Genomic DNA, 16,919 nt, shown 5'->3' with positions numbered 1-16,919 from the left:
ACGATCATCATCGCGCACCGTCTTTCGACCATTAAGAACGCCGACGAGATCGCGACGGTGGAACATGGCAAGGTCGTGGAACGTGGCACGCACGAGGAGCTTCTCGCTCGCGGCGGTACGTACGCCCGTTACTATCGAATGCAGTTTGAAGGCGTGCGCGCGCACGAGGCGTAGCGCAAGCAAGACGTTAGGCAGAATATGGCGAAAAAGGATCAAATGACCGACGAAGAGGTAGTCGAGCTCTTTTCCGAGCTGGACGAATCCGGCGTGCTCGATCCCGATAGAAAGAAAAACAGGGAGCGCCGTCGCTCCCTGTTCGCCCGCGCCCGCAGGCGGGGCGGCGACGAAGCCGTGGCGGGCTTGGCGGAAAACGACAAGCGGTCGCGACGTGCCCGTCGAGCCGCCATCGACCCGCTATCCGAAGAGGATCCCTCGGGATCGAACGTCGGCAAGACCATCTCGCGCACCGGCGCGCTGGTGATTTTCGGCGTGCTCTTCTTCGTACTGGGCATGCAGATCGTCTACGGCGTGAACCGTCGTCTCAACACGGCCAACCTCTCGGAGAACGTCGACCGCTACACGGTCGAGCACGCTATGGAGAGCGGCGTGGAATGGGGCAAGGGCTTTACGCAGTTCCCCTCGACCTTCAATGTGGACGAGGCCGACGAGCGCAGCGGAACGGTCGAGGTCACGGTGGTCGATACCGATTCTGCCAACGAGCTCGAGCTGCTGTCCAATTCCCAGATCCAGGCGGCCGCCCTGGCTACCAACGCCCTGCTCAACGATAAGATCGACCGCGTGGTATACAACGTGTGCGCGCTGGTGAACCGCGATGGAAGCTATGCGCACGACCGCATGTTCGGCTTCATTCCGGCATCCGGCACGCGAAAGACCATCCTCACGTTCATCTGGACCAAGGAGCCGTCGCCCTATTCGAGCTACATCGATTGGAAGCTCAAGATCGTGGGCATGGACGCGCCTACGGCCTCCAAGATCCAGGAGCAGGTCAACTCGGTGAGCAGCCTGATCGAGAGCGGCGGCATCACCCAGAATCAGGTGCAGGAGGAGCGTCTTGAGATGCAGCGCGAGCGCATGCTGCATGGCTCGGAGATCTTCCGCGGCGGCTCGCGCGAGAAGGACGTCCAGGATGTGATTCCCGAAGCCGAGCGCAGGAATTAGCAACGCCGGCCTGGTGCTATGGAGATGAAAACGAGAGCCCCTTGGCGATATGTGAACCGCCTCCCATTTCTTGGACGCGAAAAATGGGAGGCGGTTCAATATGCCGAGGAGCTCTCGTCGTGAGGATGCGCTGTTTCGCAGCGTGTGCGCGTCGGCGACGTCCGCTAGGACAGCAGCCCCGCCACCTGGCCGAGCGTGGGCTCGAACGACACGCCGCGCTCCTCGAAGTCGGGCTGCTCGCGCGTGATGCGCATGGCGTCGCACACCAGGGAGCCGGCGAATTCGACCGCTTCACGCAGCGTGCGCCCTGCATAGACGGCCGCGGTGAGCGCGCTGGCGAAGAGGTCCCCCGTACCGTGCAGCATATAGGGCAGCAGCTCGCTTTCGACCTCCTGGATCGCGCCATCGTCGATGGAGGCGTCGGCGAAGTAGTTGCGGATGACGGATTCGCCCTCATGGACGACGCCCTTGATGACGACGGTCTTGGCGCCCATTTCGAGCAGGGCGTCGACGTTGCGCTGGATGAATGCGTGGTCCACATCCTGTCCCCGGTAGGGGATGCCGGTGAGGAGAGAGGCCTCGGTGAGGTTGGGCGTGAGAATGTCGGCGCCGTTGACCAGGTCCGCCATGGCGTCGCAGAGCTCCTTGGTGTACGTGGGGTACATCTCTCCGGCGTCGCCCATGACGGGGTCGACGATGCGCAGCGCATCGGGATAGTCGTAGTAGAGGCGCTGGATCACGTGGACCTGTTCGGCGGATCCCAGGAAGCCTGAGTACACGCCGTCGAGCTCGACGCCGATGTGCTGCCAGGCATCGAGGTAGTCCTGCAGTATATCGGTGGTGTCATGCATGTAGAAAAGGGGGAACTTGGTGTGTGCCGAAAACAGGGCCGTGGGCACGGGGCACACATCGATTCCTGCGGCGGACAGCACGGGGATGGCAACGCCGAGCGAGCATTTCCCGTAGCCGCACATATCGTGTACGGCGGCGACGCGGGGGATATAGGCGCCCGTGCGCTTGTAGAGGGCTGTCGAGGTGGTGCTGGAAGGAGTAGACATGGTGATGCCTTCTTTCTCTCGCGGACTAATGGACCAGCGTGCTTTCAAGCATAGTGCTTTTAGCGCTCGGCGCTACGGGAATTTCGATGTTCGAGCCGATTGGGGGCGATCGGTTGGTCATATCCCGCTTGGCCCGTCCGCAAGCCGGGACGGCGCGCGGGAACAATGATGCATTGTATGCGAGCAACGAGGCCCGTGATATGCGATGGGATGCATGCATATGCCGGGATGCTTTGAAATGTAGAGAAAAGACCAGAGAATGACCATATCATTTGTATATAACGTACCACTACGAATCAATTTCTGTATAAATAAGAATACTCATACCAATTAGAGGGAGTATGGGCTAGAATACCCCGAGCCAAAAGGGCCTTTAAACCGGTACGGAGAGACCGAAAAGGAGATGCTTATGAAGGCGAACCATCGCAGGGGCAGCGCCCTTGCATCCGCCATGCTCGGCGCAACCACCAAGGGTGCGACGCAGCCCGCCGTCCTCATGCTGAGCGACGGTACGATGTTCTACGGCAGGAGCTGCGGCGCGAGCGGAACGGCGGTGGGCGAGGTGTGCTTCAACACGTCGCTCGAGGGGTATTTCGAGGTGTTGACCGACCCCTCCTATGCAGGTCAGATCGTAACGATGACCTATCCTCAAATTGGCAACTACGGTATCGACGAGGCGGACGCGCAGCTCTCGTGCGCGCCGGACGCCCCGGCAGCGCCTGCGCTGCGGGCGATGGTGGTGCGCGATATGTGCCGCACGCCCTCGAACTGGCGCTCCGTAACCAGCGTGCCCGCCTACCTCGAGCGCCACGGCATCGTGGCCATCGAGGGCGTGGACACCCGCGCGCTCGTGCGTCATCTGCGCGAGACCGGCGCCCAGAAGGGCGTGGTATCCACGGAGTTCGCCGCCGCGGCGGAGCTGCGCGCCGCGCTCGACGCCGCTCCCGACCTGGTGGGGCAGAACCTGGTCGAAACCGTGAGCTGTCGCGCCTCCTTCGACCTCGATGTCGAGGCGCTGGCGTCCTCGCGAGCATTCTCGCTGGCACCCGCTGCGCCTGCACGCCACCACGTGGTGGTGTACGACTGCGGCGTGAAGCGCGGCATCCTGGAGAATCTCGCGCTGGCGGGCTGCCGCCTCACGGTCGTTCCGTGGGATACGCCTGCCGAGGACGTGCTGGCCCTGCATCCCGATGGCGTGTTCCTCTCCAACGGCCCGGGCGACCCGGATGCCGTCGAGGGGACGTACGCGCAGGTGCAGAAGCTTTTGGGCGCGGTGCCGGTGTTCGGCATCTGCCTGGGACATCAGATGATCAGCCTTGCTGCCGGCGCGCAGATCGAGAAGCTCAAGTTCGGCCATCGCGGCGGCAACCAGCCCGTTATGAACCTGCTGACGCGCCGCGTGGAGATAACCGCGCAAAACCACGGGTTCGGATTGGTATTGCCCAGCCTGGGCGCGCTCGTGCCGGAGCTCTCGGGAGGCGTGACGGAGCATCCCGCCGACGGCGACCTGCGCTTCTGGGTGGAGCGCGGCGTGGCTCCCGTGGTGGAGAACGAGCGCTTCGGGCGCATCCGCCTGACGCATGTGAACCTCAACGACGGTACCGCCGAGGGTATCCAGCTGTTGGACGTCCCCGCGTTCAGCGTGCAGTACCACCCCGAAGCGGCGCCGGGGCCAACCGACTCGCACTATCTCTTTACCGCGTTCTCGCATCTCATGAATGGCGACGCGGATTACCTGAACATCGATAGCGCGGCCGACCGCCTTGCCGGTTGGGCGTTTGGCGAGGAGGCCCAGCATGCCTAAGCGTACCGACATCAAGAAGATCCTGGTCATCGGCTCCGGTCCCATCGTGATCGGCCAGGCGTGCGAGTTCGACTACTCGGGTGCCCAGGCCTGCAAGGTCCTGAAGGAAGACGGATACGAGGTCGTGCTGGTCAACTCCAACCCGGCCACCATCATGACCGACCCCGACCTGGCAGACCGCACGTACGTGGAGCCCATCACGCCCGAGTTCATCGAGCGCATCATCGAGCGCGAGCGCCCCGATGCGCTGCTGCCCACGCTGGGCGGCCAGACCGGCCTGAACGCCGCCGTCGACCTGGCGAAGGCCGGCGTCCTCGATCGCTGCGGCGTCGAGATGATCGGCTGCGACCTGGCGGCCATCGAGCGCGGCGAGGACCGCAAGCTCTTCAACGAGGCCATGGCGGAGCTCGGTTTGGAAGTGGCGCGCTCCGGCTACGCCTATTCGGTGGAGGATGCGCTGGCCATCGCCGAGCGCGTGGGGTATCCGTGCGTGCTGCGTCCGAGCTTCACCCTGGGCGGCGCGGGCGGCGGTATCGCGCACACGGCCGATGAACTGGTAGAGATCGTGAGCCAGGGTTTGGAGCTGTCGCCCGCCGGCGAGGTGCTGGTTGAGGAATCCATCATCGGCTGGAAAGAGTACGAGATGGAGGTCATGCGCGACCATGCGGGCAACGGCATCATCGTGTGCTCCATCGAGAACCTCGATCCCATGGGCGTGCACACCGGCGACTCCATCACCGTGGCGCCGGCCCAGACGCTGTCCGATCTGGAGTACCAGCGCATGCGCGTGGCATCGCTGGCGATTCTCGAGAAGGTGGGCGTAGAGACCGGCGGCTCCAACGTGCAGTTCGCCGTGAATCCCCAGACCGGGCGTCTCATCGTGATCGAGATGAACCCCCGCGTGAGCCGCAGCTCGGCGCTTGCATCCAAGGCGACGGGCTTCCCCATCGCCAAGGCCGCGGCGCGCCTGGCCGTCGGCTATACGCTGGACGAGATCACCAACGACATCACCCGCGCCACGCCGGCGTGCTTCGAGCCCTCGATCGACTACTGCGTGGTGAAGGCGCCGCGCTTCGCCTTCGAGAAGTTCAAGGGAACCGATACCACCCTGTCCACCCGTATGAAGGCGGTGGGCGAGGTTATGGCGATCGGCCGCACGTTCGAGGAGGCGTTTGGCAAGGCCATGCGCTCGCTGGAAGACGGACACGCGGGCCTGTTGGGCACGCGGCGCGACGACCTGTCGCAGCTTTCCGACGCCGAGGTCGAGCAGCAGGTGGGCGTGCCCACGGAGCACCGTATCTTCGCGGTGGCCGAGGCGCTGCGTCGCGGCTGGGGCGTGGACCGCGTGCACGAGCTCACGCGCATCGACCCGTGGTACCTGGCGCGCATCGCCGACATGATGGCCGTCCGCGAGGCCGTGCGCGGCCTGCGCGTGGAGGATATCGACGCCGATGCGATGCGCCTGCTTAAGCAGTACGGTGCCAGCGACGCGGAGATCGCGCTCCTTACGGGTAGCGACGAGCGGTTCGTGCGCGCCTACCGCAAGGGCCTGGGCGTGCTGCCCAGCATGAAGACGGTTGATACGTGCGCCGCTGAGTTCTCGAGCGAGACGCAGTATCACTACAAGACCTACGAGAACCTCATGCGAGCGGGCGAGGATGCACGCCGCGCCGTGTCGCCGGACGAGGTGGCGCCGTGCTCCAAGCCCAAGGCCATGATCTTGGGCGCGGGCCCCAACCGCATCGGCCAGGGTATCGAGTTCGATTACTGCTGCGTGCACGCGAGCTACGCGCTGGCCGCGCAGGGCTTCGAGACCATCATGGTGAACTGCAACCCCGAGACCGTGTCCACCGACTACGACACGAGCGATCGCCTGTACTTCGAACCGCTCACCTATGAGGACGTCATGGACGTGATCGACGTGGAGCGTCCCGACGGCGTGGTGGTGACCCTGGGCGGCCAGACCCCGCTCAAGCTTGCGCGCATGCTGCAGGATTCCGGCGTGCGCATCATGGGCACGCAGCCCACCGCCATCGACCTCGCCGAGGATCGCGAGCGCTTCAGCGCGGTACTCGACCGCCTGGGCATCATGTATCCGCCGGCCGGCATGGCCACCTCGTTCGAAGAGGCCGAAGCCGTGGCCGCCCGCATCGGGTATCCGCTGCTCGTGCGTCCCAGCTACGTGCTGGGCGGTCGCGGCATGATGATCGCCTACGATGCCGAGCACCTGCGCGAGTACATGGCCGAGGCCGCCCGCATCTCGCCCGACTACCCCGTGTATCTCGACCGGTTCCTCGAGGGGGCCATCGAGTCCGACGTGGACGCCCTGTGCGACGGCGAGGATGTCTACATCGGCGGCATCCTCGAGCACATCGAGGAAGCTGGCATCCACTCCGGCGACTCCGCGACGTGCATCCCGCCGTTCTCGTTCTCCGAGTCGCTCCAGGCGAAGCTGCGCGAGGCCACGCGCCGCATCGCCCGGGCGCTGGGCGTGCGCGGTCTGGTGAACGTGCAGTACGCCATCAAGGGCGAGACCATCTACGTGATCGAGGCGAACCCGCGTGCGAGCCGCACGGTGCCGTTCATCTCCAAGGCGACGGGTGTGCCGCTGGCCAAGATGGCGGCGCGCATCATGGCGGGCGAGCGCATCGCCGACCTGGGGCTTCCCAGCGACGAGCGCGCCCTCGACTGGTTCTGCATGAAGGAGGCCGTGATGCCGTGGGGCCGCTTCCCGGGCGCCGAGGTGGTGCTGGGCCCCGAGATGAAGTCGACGGGCGAGGTCATGGGCATCGCGCGCAGCTATCCCGAGGCGTATGCGAAGACGCAGCTGGCGATCGACTACGCGCTGCCCACGCCGGCCGACGGCAGCGTGTTCATCTCGGTGTGCGACCGCGATAAGCGCCATATCCTCTCGGTCGCGCGCATCCTGCGCTACCTGGGATTCCAGATCTGCTCCACCGAGGGAACGGCACGCGTCCTGCGCGGCGGCAACGTTCCCTGCGAGGTGGTGGAGAAGGTGAGCGGCCCGCGCAACGGCGAGCATCCCAACGTGCTCGACCTGGTGGCGCGCGACGAGATCGCCTTCATGATCAACATCCCCTATGGCCCGGGCTCGCGCGGCGACGGCTACAAGCTCCGCACCGAAGCCGTGCGCCGCGGCGTGACCTGCGTGACGGCGCTCTCGGCCGCCAACGCCTTCGTGGCCGCCCTCGAGGCCGAGCGCGCCTCCCATACGTGCGAGGCCGCGACGGACGGCATGAGCCCGATCGCCCTGCAGGACCTGGCGTAGCGCAGGCGCGCTCAGAAAAGGGACATGCTCAGAAAAGGGACAGGCACTTTTCTGAGCACGGACATATCCCGACGCGAGGGGGCCGGCTTCCGGGTCGGCCCCCTCCTTTTTCGCCGCCCCTCTCGGAAAGGGGACAGGCACTTTTCCTGGCAGTCCCCGCGCGGCCTCGCTGTGAGAAAAGCCGTCGGGCGCCGCGCTTGCGCGGATTTCCGACGGCAAGCCGGGCCGGGCCTCGTGCTCCAAGCCCATACGAAAACGCCTCCCGCTTTTAGTCCGAAAGGGGCTGCGGAAAAGCGGGAGGCGTTCGGTATTGTAGCCCGACCGTCCGTCCTTTCGCCCTCATTTGGCCGTTAAAAGGGTGGTAGTCAGCAAAATTTCCCTACATATGTTCAAGAGTTTGTGCTATAGGTTCATACCAGTTAGAAATAGTGTAAGGTTAAATGACTGATTTGGTCTCTGGTTATAACCAGTTGACACACCGTTTATCGAAAAAAGAATACCGTTCACTGCCGAGATATTACCGTTCGCCGAACATGGTTCCATTTACGTATATGCTGGGTGGGTTTATAAGCTGGGGGATGTATGTCTCGATGCGGCGACCGCACCGAGAGCGATGCCGCAGGGCGTCGGTCCTCCCGAGTGGAAAGGAGGTGCGAATGAGGCGAGGTAGATTTGCAGTAGCTGCGGCCGTTGCTATGGTTGGCGTGCTTGGTTTCTCGGCTCCCGTTTTTGCGGCGGGTTCCGGTTACGGCGCGGTGACCGTTAAGCAGGGTGGCGATAGCATCACCATCGGTAACGGCGCTCTTTCTCGTACATTCAGCACTGCCGGGAACAAACTGAAGACGACCGAGATCAACAACATTCTCGGCGGTTCCAAGCTTGCTCCGCAAGACGGTTCCGAGGAGTTCTACATCGAGCAGCTCGCCGAGAGCACGCGTGTAGAGCCCGATAAGGCGCTTACGAGCGTCAAGCCCCAGGGTGGCGCCGTTTCGCGCGCCACGGTCGAGGTTTCCTCGACGATGCAGGAGGAGGGCAATGCCGCGGCGAACGCCATCGATGGCAATCCTGCTACGTATTGGTGCTCCGTCGATACCGCCGGCGGCCAGTGGCTGGTCGTCAACTTCGGCGGCGAGAAGACGGTCAAGTCCTTCGAGTACACGCCGCGCGTCGCAAACGGCAATAACTGGGATTGCACCGGCCGTATCAAGAAGTATGTCCTTGAGTACAAGAAGGGTGACCAGTGGGTCGAGGCTTCCAAGGGCGATTTCAACGCATCCGGCAAGACCACGGTCGAGCTCAAGGACGCTGTCAAGACCACCGCGTTGCGCCTGAAGGCAACCGAGTCTCATCACTGGGATGCCAATAAGGCCAACACGGCGATCAACGTTGCCGAGTTCGATGCGAAGAACGCTGCTGGCGAGAGTGTTCTCACCTCCACGGCTGCCGCCAACTGGACCGCCGAGGCCAATTCCGTGCAGAATGGCGACGGCGGCGGTGCCGCTGCGCTGATCGACGGCAACTTCGACACGTACTTCCATTCTCGTTACAACGAGAACGGCACCGGCAACCAGAGCAAGATGCCGGTCGATATCACCATCGACCGTGGCCAGGGTGCAAGCTCCTCCTTCCAGACGGTGGGCTACGCCGGCCGCAAGGGCAGCGCGGCCTCGAACGGCAACGTCAAGAAGTTCGAACTCTACGTCTCCAACGACAAGGCCAAGCTCTATGAAGCCGCCAACAAGAAGGGCTCCTTCAAGGTCGACTACGCCGGCGCATACGACGGACAGACCCCCAAGATGATCTACTTCGGCCTTAACGAGGCCCAGAATGGTCGCTATGTGGGCTTCCGCGTCACCGAGGGCGCAAACGGCAACTTCGCGGCTGGCTCCGAGATCGATCTGTATGCCGAGAAGTTCACGTCGGTTCCCGAGGGCGAGGCGAAGGGCTTTGTTTCCAGCAAGCTCGAGCTGCAGAAGACCGAGGTTTCCGATACCGCCGACAAGCCGGGCAAGATGATCACCTTCACCTTTGCTCCCGCCCAGTTCGGCAATGGCAACGGTACCGTGGTGGAGAAGGTCGTCATGTACGACGGCGACCACTTCATGCGCAAGTTCCTCGAGGTGAAGCTTGAGGACAAGACCGCTCGCATCAACTTCATCGACGGCGAGCACCTTGTTACCAAGGAAGGCGACAAGACCTGGTCTATCCCCAAGAACTCCGGCGTTGTAGCCATGGATGCCGCCAAGGCGACGCTTGGCCAGCCCATCTACATCAACGGCATGTTTGTTGGCTCCGAGTTCCCCGAGACCGATACCCAGATTGCGGACGGCCTGGGCCGCTCCCGTTACTGGACCGGTAAGAATTTCGAGGACTTCAAGCGCGATAACCAGCTCACCACCGATGGCAAGTACGTCTCCTGGCAGACGGTGTGCGGCGCCACGCACTCCGATGGTTCCGATATGAACCTCATTCAGAGCGACTTCTTCGCCTATATCACGAGCATCTCCAAGCCGAGCGAGTTCCGCATCCAGTACAACTCCTGGTTCGATAACATGATGTTCATCGACGACGAGAACATCATCGAGTCCTTCCAGGCCGTGGACAAGCACCTGTCCGAGACGGGCGTGCGTCCGCTGGAGTCCTATGTCGTGGACGACGGCTGGAACCAGTACCGTCAGACCGAGAGCCAGTACACCTCTGGTGACGATCTGCGCCGCAACGGCCCCCTCGGCGGCAAGCTCGGTGTGAACACCGAAGGCTTCTGGCAGTTCAACAACAAGTTCCCCGAGGGCCTTACGCCCTCCTCCGAGCTCGTGAACAAGCTTGGCTCCAACTTCGGCGTGTGGATCGGCCCGCGTGGTGGTTATAACTACAACGGCAACCTGGCTAACATCATCCAGGCTGCGGGCAAGGGCTCCGCGGCCGGCGGCTCCATCGACGTTGCCGACCAGCGATATGTCGACAACTTCAGCGACATGGCCGTGAAGTGGATGGAGGACTACGGCGTCAACTACTGGAAGTGGGACGGCTTCGCCGATGGTGGCCAGTACGGCACCTTTGCTTCCGGTGACGGCGTTGTGGGCTACGACGAGAACCATCATCATATGTACGGTGGCCCCCATGGCTACTTCCATGCCACCGACCTGTGGGAGAAGTGGATCGTCCTGTTCGAGCGCGTGTGGGATACCGCCGACGCCTAGAGCATCGAGGACCTGTGGATCTCGCTGACCTGCTATGTGAACCCGAGCCCCTGGTTCCTGCAGTGGTCCAACTCCGTGTGGCTGCAGTGCGTTGCCGACCGCGGCGAGCGTTGGAACTCCGTCCTGAACAACAAGATGGACAATATGCTCACCTATCGCGACGGCTGCTACTACGACTTCGTGGAGAAGCACGAGTTCCAGTTCCCGCTGGCTAACGTGTACAACCACGATCCCATCTACGGCAAAGAGGGCACCGGCATCACCGCCGCCTCTATGAACGGCGAGCAGTTCCGCAACTACATGTTCATGCAGGGTACGCGCGGTACCGCGTTCTGGGAGCTCTACTACTCCGATTCGCTGTTCGATGAGGAGAAGTACCTCATCAATGCCGACTTCCTCGCATGGGAGGAGGGCAACTTCGACATACTTCGCAACGCGAAGATGATCGGAGGCAACCCCGACACCACCGCTACGCTCGATGGCGGCGTGAGCCAGGCTGCCGGCACGCAGGATGCATACGGCTTTGCCGGCTTCAACATCGAGGGCACCGAGGGCATCATCTCGATGCGCAACCCGTCTGCCCAGAACAAGACCATCTCCTTCAAGCTGGACGATGCCATTGGCGCGAAGGCCAAGGGCACCTGGCACAAGGTGATCGATCACTCCTATACCGCCAACGGTGACGCCATCGCGGAGTCTGCTGACTCTTTTGCCGCTGGCTCCACCGTCGAGGTGGCCCTCAAGCCGGGCGAGGTACAGATCTGGCACCTCAGCCAGAAGGCTGACAAGACCGCTCCCGCGCTGTCGAACATCTCCGTTGAGAACAGCACGACCGTTCGCGTTCAGGCTTCCGAGCACGTTGCCGGCGCGGGCTTCGAGGTGACCGTCGACGGTAAGAAGGTCGAGCTGGGCAAGGACGCTGTCAAGGCCTATGCCGACCTGAAGACCTTCGATATCACGCTGTCCGAGGCCATGTCCGACGACGCGACCGTTGAGGTCAAGGCCGTTGCCGGCATCGACTCGGCGAACAACAAGCTCGAGGGCTCCCTCGACGCCAAGCACTACGCCGACGGCGTTGCAGCCAAGGCTGAGAAGCTGGCTGCAAAGGCCGAGCTCTCCGCTGCCAAGCGCAGCATCGAGGGCGACAACGGCTTTGCCGCGACCGCCACGGTCGACGGTGCGCTGAAGAACGCCACCGTGCTGTCTCAGGGCGATCAGTGGTCCCTGTCCGTGAACGCCGAGGGCAAGGCCGTCTTCACAGTTGCGGGCGTATCCGCCACGGCTGACGTTGCGCTTGTCGAGGGCGACAACGTCATCACCGGTGTTCGCGAGAATAACGGCATGGTGAAGATCTACGTTGACGGCAAGATCGCCGGCTCCAACTACGATGCCGAGAAGGCCTTCGTTCCCATGAAGGCTGGTAAGATCGTCGCCGGTTCCGATGCTAGCAACGTTGTCGTGTACAACACGTCTTTGGGTTACGACGAGGTGCCCGCCTCCCCGTTGGCCGAGCTGATCGCCAAGATCGAATCGGAGAAGGGTAGCTTCACCGAGGAGTCCTGGAACGCCGCAGGCATGGACGCCCTGCTCGCGGCCGGTAAGAAGGCCCTTGCGGGCACGGATGCCGCTGCTAAGGCCGAGGCGTATGACAACCTGCTCGAGGCCTATGGCAAGCTCATTCCGCGCACGGTGATGAACCTTGCCACCGGGGCCGAGCTCTCCGCCGCCTGGGTCGATGGTGCCACCGATACCCCGGTTACCAATAGTGGAAGCCCGCTGTCCGTTGCCACCGACGGCAGGATCAATACCGGCAGCTACGCCATCTTCGGTAACGACAATAAGGCCGCCGGCTCTTATATGGAGCTCGACCTTGGCGAGACGTGCCGCATCGACGCTGTGAACCTGTGGCGCTATTGGCAGGATAGCCGTACCTACAACGGCACCGCCGTCGTGGTTGCAAATAAGGCAGACTTCTCCGACGCCCAGGTTCTCTACTACTCTGGCGACCAGGATCTGTACGGCCTTGGCGAGGGCAAGCTTACGGGCGACGCCTTGTACGCCGAGTCTTCCAACGGCAAGGTGCTGTACGGCGACGCCGAGGGCGATAAGCCCGTGAAGGCTCGCTATATGCGCCTGTATGGCCATGGCGTGAAGGACGGCGGCAAGGAGAACCACATCGTGGAGCTCCAGGTTATGGGCGCCCGCCTTTCCGCCGATCCGTATGGCCTGGCTGGCCTGAAGGCCCTCATCGCCCAGGCCGAGACCGCGCTGGAGAATAAGGACGACTACACGTCCGACTCCATCGAGGATCTGAAGGCCCCGCTGGCTGCTGCCAAGGAGGTCGTGGCAACCATCGAGGGCGGCGCGACCGACAAGCCTATGAGCTATGTCATCAACGCTCGTGAGGCGCTGAAGGCTGCCATCGACGCGCTCGAGCTCGTCAAGCCCGATCCCCAGCCGGTTGAGTACACCGTGACCTTTGACTATGGTTACGAGGGTATGGAGACCGCAACGGTGAAGGTCCTCGAGGGCCAGAAGGTTGCCAAGCCCGCCGATCCCACCCGCGAGGGCTACGTCTTCAGGGGCTGGTTCAACGGCGACGCGGCGTACGATTTCGATGCCGCTGTGAAGGGCGACCTGGTTCTTACCGCCACGTGGGAGAAGGCCCAGGATCCGGGCACCAACCCGGACAAGCCCGGCGAGAAGCCGGACGTCAAGCCCGAGAACCCCTCGGACAAGCCGACTGACCAGGGCGGCAAGCCCTCTGGCAAGCCGGGTTCGAACGGCTCGCTCGTTCAGACGGGCGATCCCTCGATGATCGCGCTCGCGGCTGCATCCCTTGCCGGTGTTGCCGCGCTTGGCGCTAGTGCTGTTGTGAAGCGCCGCCGCTAGTGCTTTGATTGAAGGGTGGGGAGCCTTGGCTTCCCACCCGTGCGAGGCGTCCTTCGATGGGGGCCTTGATCTGGCGACATAATCACCCTCTCGCATGTGATGAGGGCCTCCATCCGAGGGTGCCTCGCACGGAAGCCCCCCGCATCTGTCTTTTAGGAGATCGATGCGGGGGGCTTTTTTATGTAAGCGATATCGGAGGGGTCGCCCCGGGTGGTTCTGTGTAACCGTTACCTGTTTTAAAAATTAATACCAGTTTACAAAAGATAAGGTCAATGCTTCGAACACGTTATCTGGTACATACCAGTTGAAGACCGTTCACAGCGGAAAAGAGGCCGCCTGCGGGGCTCCTGGACGTTTGCCGAAGGGTTGATGGAGCGACTTGGTACTGTTGAGATGTTTTTATAAGTTGGGGGCTTATGCCGAAAGGCGCTGGGGGTGCATGAACCCATGCTCGAGCCTCCAAAGGAGAAGGGAGGTGCGAATGAAACGGTGCACATTTATGTCGGCTGCAGCAACCGCTGCCATGGTCGGTATCCTCGGCTTCTCGGCCCCCGCGTTTGCGGCGTCCGGGTACGGCAACGTTGAGGTAAAGACCGACGCTGGCAAGAGCATCACCATCGGCAACGATGCATTCGCCCGAACGTTCAGCTTCAAGGACGGAAAGCTGAAGACGACGCTCATCGACAACAAGCTGGGTAAGACCCAGATTGTTCCGGGAGCAAAATCTGAGGAATTCCTCATTGAGGGCATGTTCGAAGCCGCGCGCCAGGAGCCCCAGAAGCCCTTGACGAGCGTGAAGTCGGGTGCTGCTGCCGAGGCTGCCAACATTACAGTGACGGCGTCGAGCTACGATGCTACCGAGCAGGCTCTTGCGGCCAAGGCGATTGACGGGAAGAACGATACATACTGGGCTTCTACCGAGACCGCCAATAAGGACATTTGGTTCGAGATTGACTTCGGTGCCAACCGCTCCTTCAAGTCGTTTAGCTATGTCCCCCGTTACGACGGGTCCGCTCACTATCATTGCACGGGCCAGATCTGGAACTATAAGATCCAGAAGTGGGACGGCAAGGCCTGGGTCGATGCCTACGAAGGCGAATTTAAAAAGGGTAAAGAGGATGGAAAGCAGGACGTTACCCTTCCCTCCATTATTACCGCTCAGAAGATTCGCATTGCAGTAACGGACTCTTACCATTGGCAGAGTGATAAGGGCGACACCTCGATGAACGGCAAGTTTGCCAACATCGCGGAGATTGACTTCTTCGATGAGTCTGGTAAATCCATAGTTCATCCCGAGGCTGTCGAAGCCGGCGAGTGGTCCATCACGACCAACTCCGATAAGGGTTCTGGCGACGGCCAGGGCATCAAGGCTCTCATCGACGGCAATCTGAACTCCTACTGGCATTGCAACTATGAAAATGGCCAGCCGGTGAACATGCCCGCGACGATCACGATCGATCGCGGCGACGCTCAGAAGGACGTTGCGTTCCAGACGGTCGGCTATGCAGGCCGCAAAGAGGGCGCTTCCACCAACGGCAACTTCAAGAAGTACGCTGTGTACGCCTCCAATACCAAGGAAGGCCTGTTCGACGAGAAGAACCTCAAGGACACTTGCGAGGTTAGCTACGCCGGCGCCTATGCCAACGGTAGCCACAAGATGGTCTACTGCGGTCTTGATGAGGCTGTGACCGGTCGTTACGTGGGCATCAAGGTTCTCGATGGCAACGGTGGTTTCGCCGCCGGCGCCGAGCTCGATCTCTTCAAGGAGAAGTTCGACTCCGTACCCGAGACCGGCGGCGGCATCTTGAAGGCTTCTGCCATGAAGCTCGCCGGCGATCCCGTTGTGATGGACACCACCGCCACAATCCAGGACGTTGAGAAGACTGGTAAGCTCATCACCTTTGCATTTGAGCCCGCCAAGTTCGGTGAGGGTAACGCTGCGGTTGAGCTCAAGGCCGTTATGTACAACGGTGACCACTTCATGCGCAAGTGGATCGAGGTAAAGTCTGAGGATCAGGATATTCGCCTGAAGTATATCGATGGCGAGCATCTTGACCTGAGCGGCGTCGAGGACACCCAGCAGTGGACCATTCCCACGAACGCCGGCGGCGTCGTTGAAATGGACATGGAGAAGTCGATCCTGGGCCAGCCGTTCTATGCCAACGGCATGTTCTTCGGTTCCGAGTTCCCCGTTGCCGATACGCAGATCGTGAGCGATACCGGTCGTGCGCGTTATTGGTCTGGCAAGAACTTCAAGGATTTCGCACGTGATGACGCTGCAACCTATACTGGCCTGAACGATGAAGGCGAGTATGTCTCCTGGCAGACGGTGAGCGGTGCGACCCATGCGAACACCCTCGACCTCAATCTCATCCAGACGGACTTCTACGCCTACATCACCAGCATCTCCGAGCCCAGCGAGTTCCGTATCCAGTACAACTCCTGGTTCGACAATATGATGCGCATCAACAACGAGAACATCGTCAAGTCGTTCTACGACATTGATAAGAACTTCTCTGAGACCGGCGTTCGCCCGATCGAGAACTATGTTGTTGACGATGGCTGGAATCAATATCGCCAGTATGCCAACACCTTGACCTCTCAGATCGATATTGAACGCAACGGCCCTGCTAACGAGGTAAATACTGCTGGTTTCTGGCAGATTAACAGCAAGTTCGGCGGCACGCTGAACGAGTCTTCCAGCCTTGTAAAGAAGCTCGGCTCGAGCTTCGGTGTGTGGATTGGCCCTCGCGGCGGCTACAACTATTTCGGTCAGCTCGCGGATATCATCACGAAGGCCGGCAATGGTTCCAAGTCTGGTGGTTCCATCGACGTCGCCGACACTCGTTATGTGAAGAAGTTCGAGGAGTTCGCCATCGATATGATGGAGAACTACGGCGTGAGCTACTGGAAGTGGGACGGCTTTATTAACCGTGGCCAGTTCGGCTCGTTTGCTACGGGTGAGAACGTCGCTGGTTACGATGCGGCCCATCAGCATATGTATGGTGGTCCCAACGGCTACTTCCATGTGACCGACATGTGGGAGAAGTGGTGCCTGCTGCTCTCCAATGTACAGGACCGTGCCGATGAGCTGGGTCTGCCCAATTTCTGGATTTCACTTACTTGCTATGTGAACCCCAGCCCCTGGTATCTGCAGTTCTCCAACTCTGTGTGGATGCAGTGCAACGCAGACCGCGGCGAGCGCTACAACCACGGGCAGCTTACTGACAAGATGAACGCGATGCTCACCTATCGCGACGGTGTGTACTACGACTTCATCAAGAATCATCAGTTCCAATTCCCGCTGGCCAACGTGTACAACCATGACCCGATCTATGGCAAAGAGGATACGGGCATCACGGCTAAGTCCATGGACGGCGAGCAGTTCCGCAACTACCTGTTCATGCAGGGTACGCGCGGCACCGCGTTCTGGGAGCTCTATTATTCCGACTCTATCCTCGACACCGAGAAGTATCTGGTGAATGCCGACTTCCTCA

The 16,919-nt window shown here is 61.5% G+C and carries 7 protein-coding genes and 1 pseudogene; 7 read left to right on the top strand and 1 reads right to left on the bottom strand.

Features of this window, described 5'->3' with window-relative positions; translation table 11 throughout:
* Positions 1-216 precede the first annotated feature (216 nt).
* On the top strand, positions 217-1,179 hold the full coding sequence (locus I2E26_RS05735) for a hypothetical protein (protein WP_229056451.1): 963 nt from the start codon (positions 217-219) through the stop codon (positions 1,177-1,179).
* Positions 1,180-1,343: 164 nt separating this feature from the next.
* On the opposite strand, the gene I2E26_RS05730 is transcribed toward I2E26_RS05735, so the two are convergent.
* Positions 1,344-2,237 (bottom strand): pyridoxamine kinase, encoded by an 894-nt coding sequence (locus tag I2E26_RS05730; RefSeq protein ID WP_195419959.1) that lies wholly within the window; start codon positions 2,235-2,237, stop codon positions 1,344-1,346.
* A gap of 409 nt (positions 2,238-2,646) precedes the next feature.
* Between I2E26_RS05730 and carA the strand changes: the two genes are divergently transcribed.
* From carA to I2E26_RS09235, 6 genes and pseudogenes are all read left to right on the top strand, one after another.
* Positions 2,647-4,041 carry a glutamine-hydrolyzing carbamoyl-phosphate synthase small subunit gene (gene carA / locus I2E26_RS05725; RefSeq protein WP_195419958.1) on the top strand — a complete coding sequence of 465 codons (1,395 nt, stop codon included), beginning with the start codon at positions 2,647-2,649 and terminating at the stop codon, positions 4,039-4,041.
* Positions 4,034-7,330, top strand: a complete 3,297-nt coding sequence (carB, locus tag I2E26_RS05720) for a carbamoyl-phosphate synthase large subunit (RefSeq protein ID WP_195419957.1) — start codon at positions 4,034-4,036, stop codon at positions 7,328-7,330. Before carA ends, carB begins: the two co-directional genes overlap by 8 nt.
* 656 nt (positions 7,331-7,986) lie before the next feature.
* A complete protein-coding gene (locus I2E26_RS05715) occupies positions 7,987-10,530 on the top strand; it encodes a discoidin domain-containing protein (RefSeq protein WP_195419956.1) in 2,544 nt (847 codons plus the stop codon).
* 36 nt (positions 10,531-10,566) lie between these two features.
* Positions 10,567-13,422: an InlB B-repeat-containing protein gene (locus I2E26_RS09245; RefSeq protein ID WP_370551453.1), complete on the top strand. Its 2,856-nt coding sequence runs from the start codon at positions 10,567-10,569 to the stop codon at positions 13,420-13,422.
* A gap of 439 nt (positions 13,423-13,861) precedes the next feature.
* Positions 13,862-15,115, top strand: a pseudogene (locus I2E26_RS09240) (discoidin domain-containing protein); the annotation flags it as partial.
* A 1,039-nt stretch (positions 15,116-16,154) separates the two neighbouring features.
* Entirely contained in the window at positions 16,155-16,277 is a 123-nt protein-coding gene (locus I2E26_RS09235) for a hypothetical protein (protein WP_370551454.1), read from the top strand.
* The last annotated feature ends 642 nt before the right edge of the window (positions 16,278-16,919 follow it).

The sequence above is a fragment of the Collinsella sp. D33t1_170424_A12 genome (assembly GCF_015554865.1).
Lineage (GTDB): Bacteria > Actinomycetota > Coriobacteriia > Coriobacteriales > Coriobacteriaceae > Collinsella.
This window is presented reverse-complemented; position numbering and strand designations above follow the sequence as displayed.

Coding starts and splice junctions, on each gene's coding strand:
- I2E26_RS05730 (WP_195419959.1), bottom strand. CDS start 2,237: ATGTCTACTCCTTCCAGCACCACCTCGACAGCCCTCTACAAGCGCACG.
- carB (WP_195419957.1), top strand. CDS start 4,034: ATGCCTAAGCGTACCGACATCAAGAAGATCCTGGTCATCGGCTCCGGT.
- I2E26_RS05735 (WP_229056451.1), top strand. CDS start 217: ATGACCGACGAAGAGGTAGTCGAGCTCTTTTCCGAGCTGGACGAATCC.
- I2E26_RS05715 (WP_195419956.1), top strand. CDS start 7,987: ATGAGGCGAGGTAGATTTGCAGTAGCTGCGGCCGTTGCTATGGTTGGC.
- carA (WP_195419958.1), top strand. CDS start 2,647: ATGAAGGCGAACCATCGCAGGGGCAGCGCCCTTGCATCCGCCATGCTC.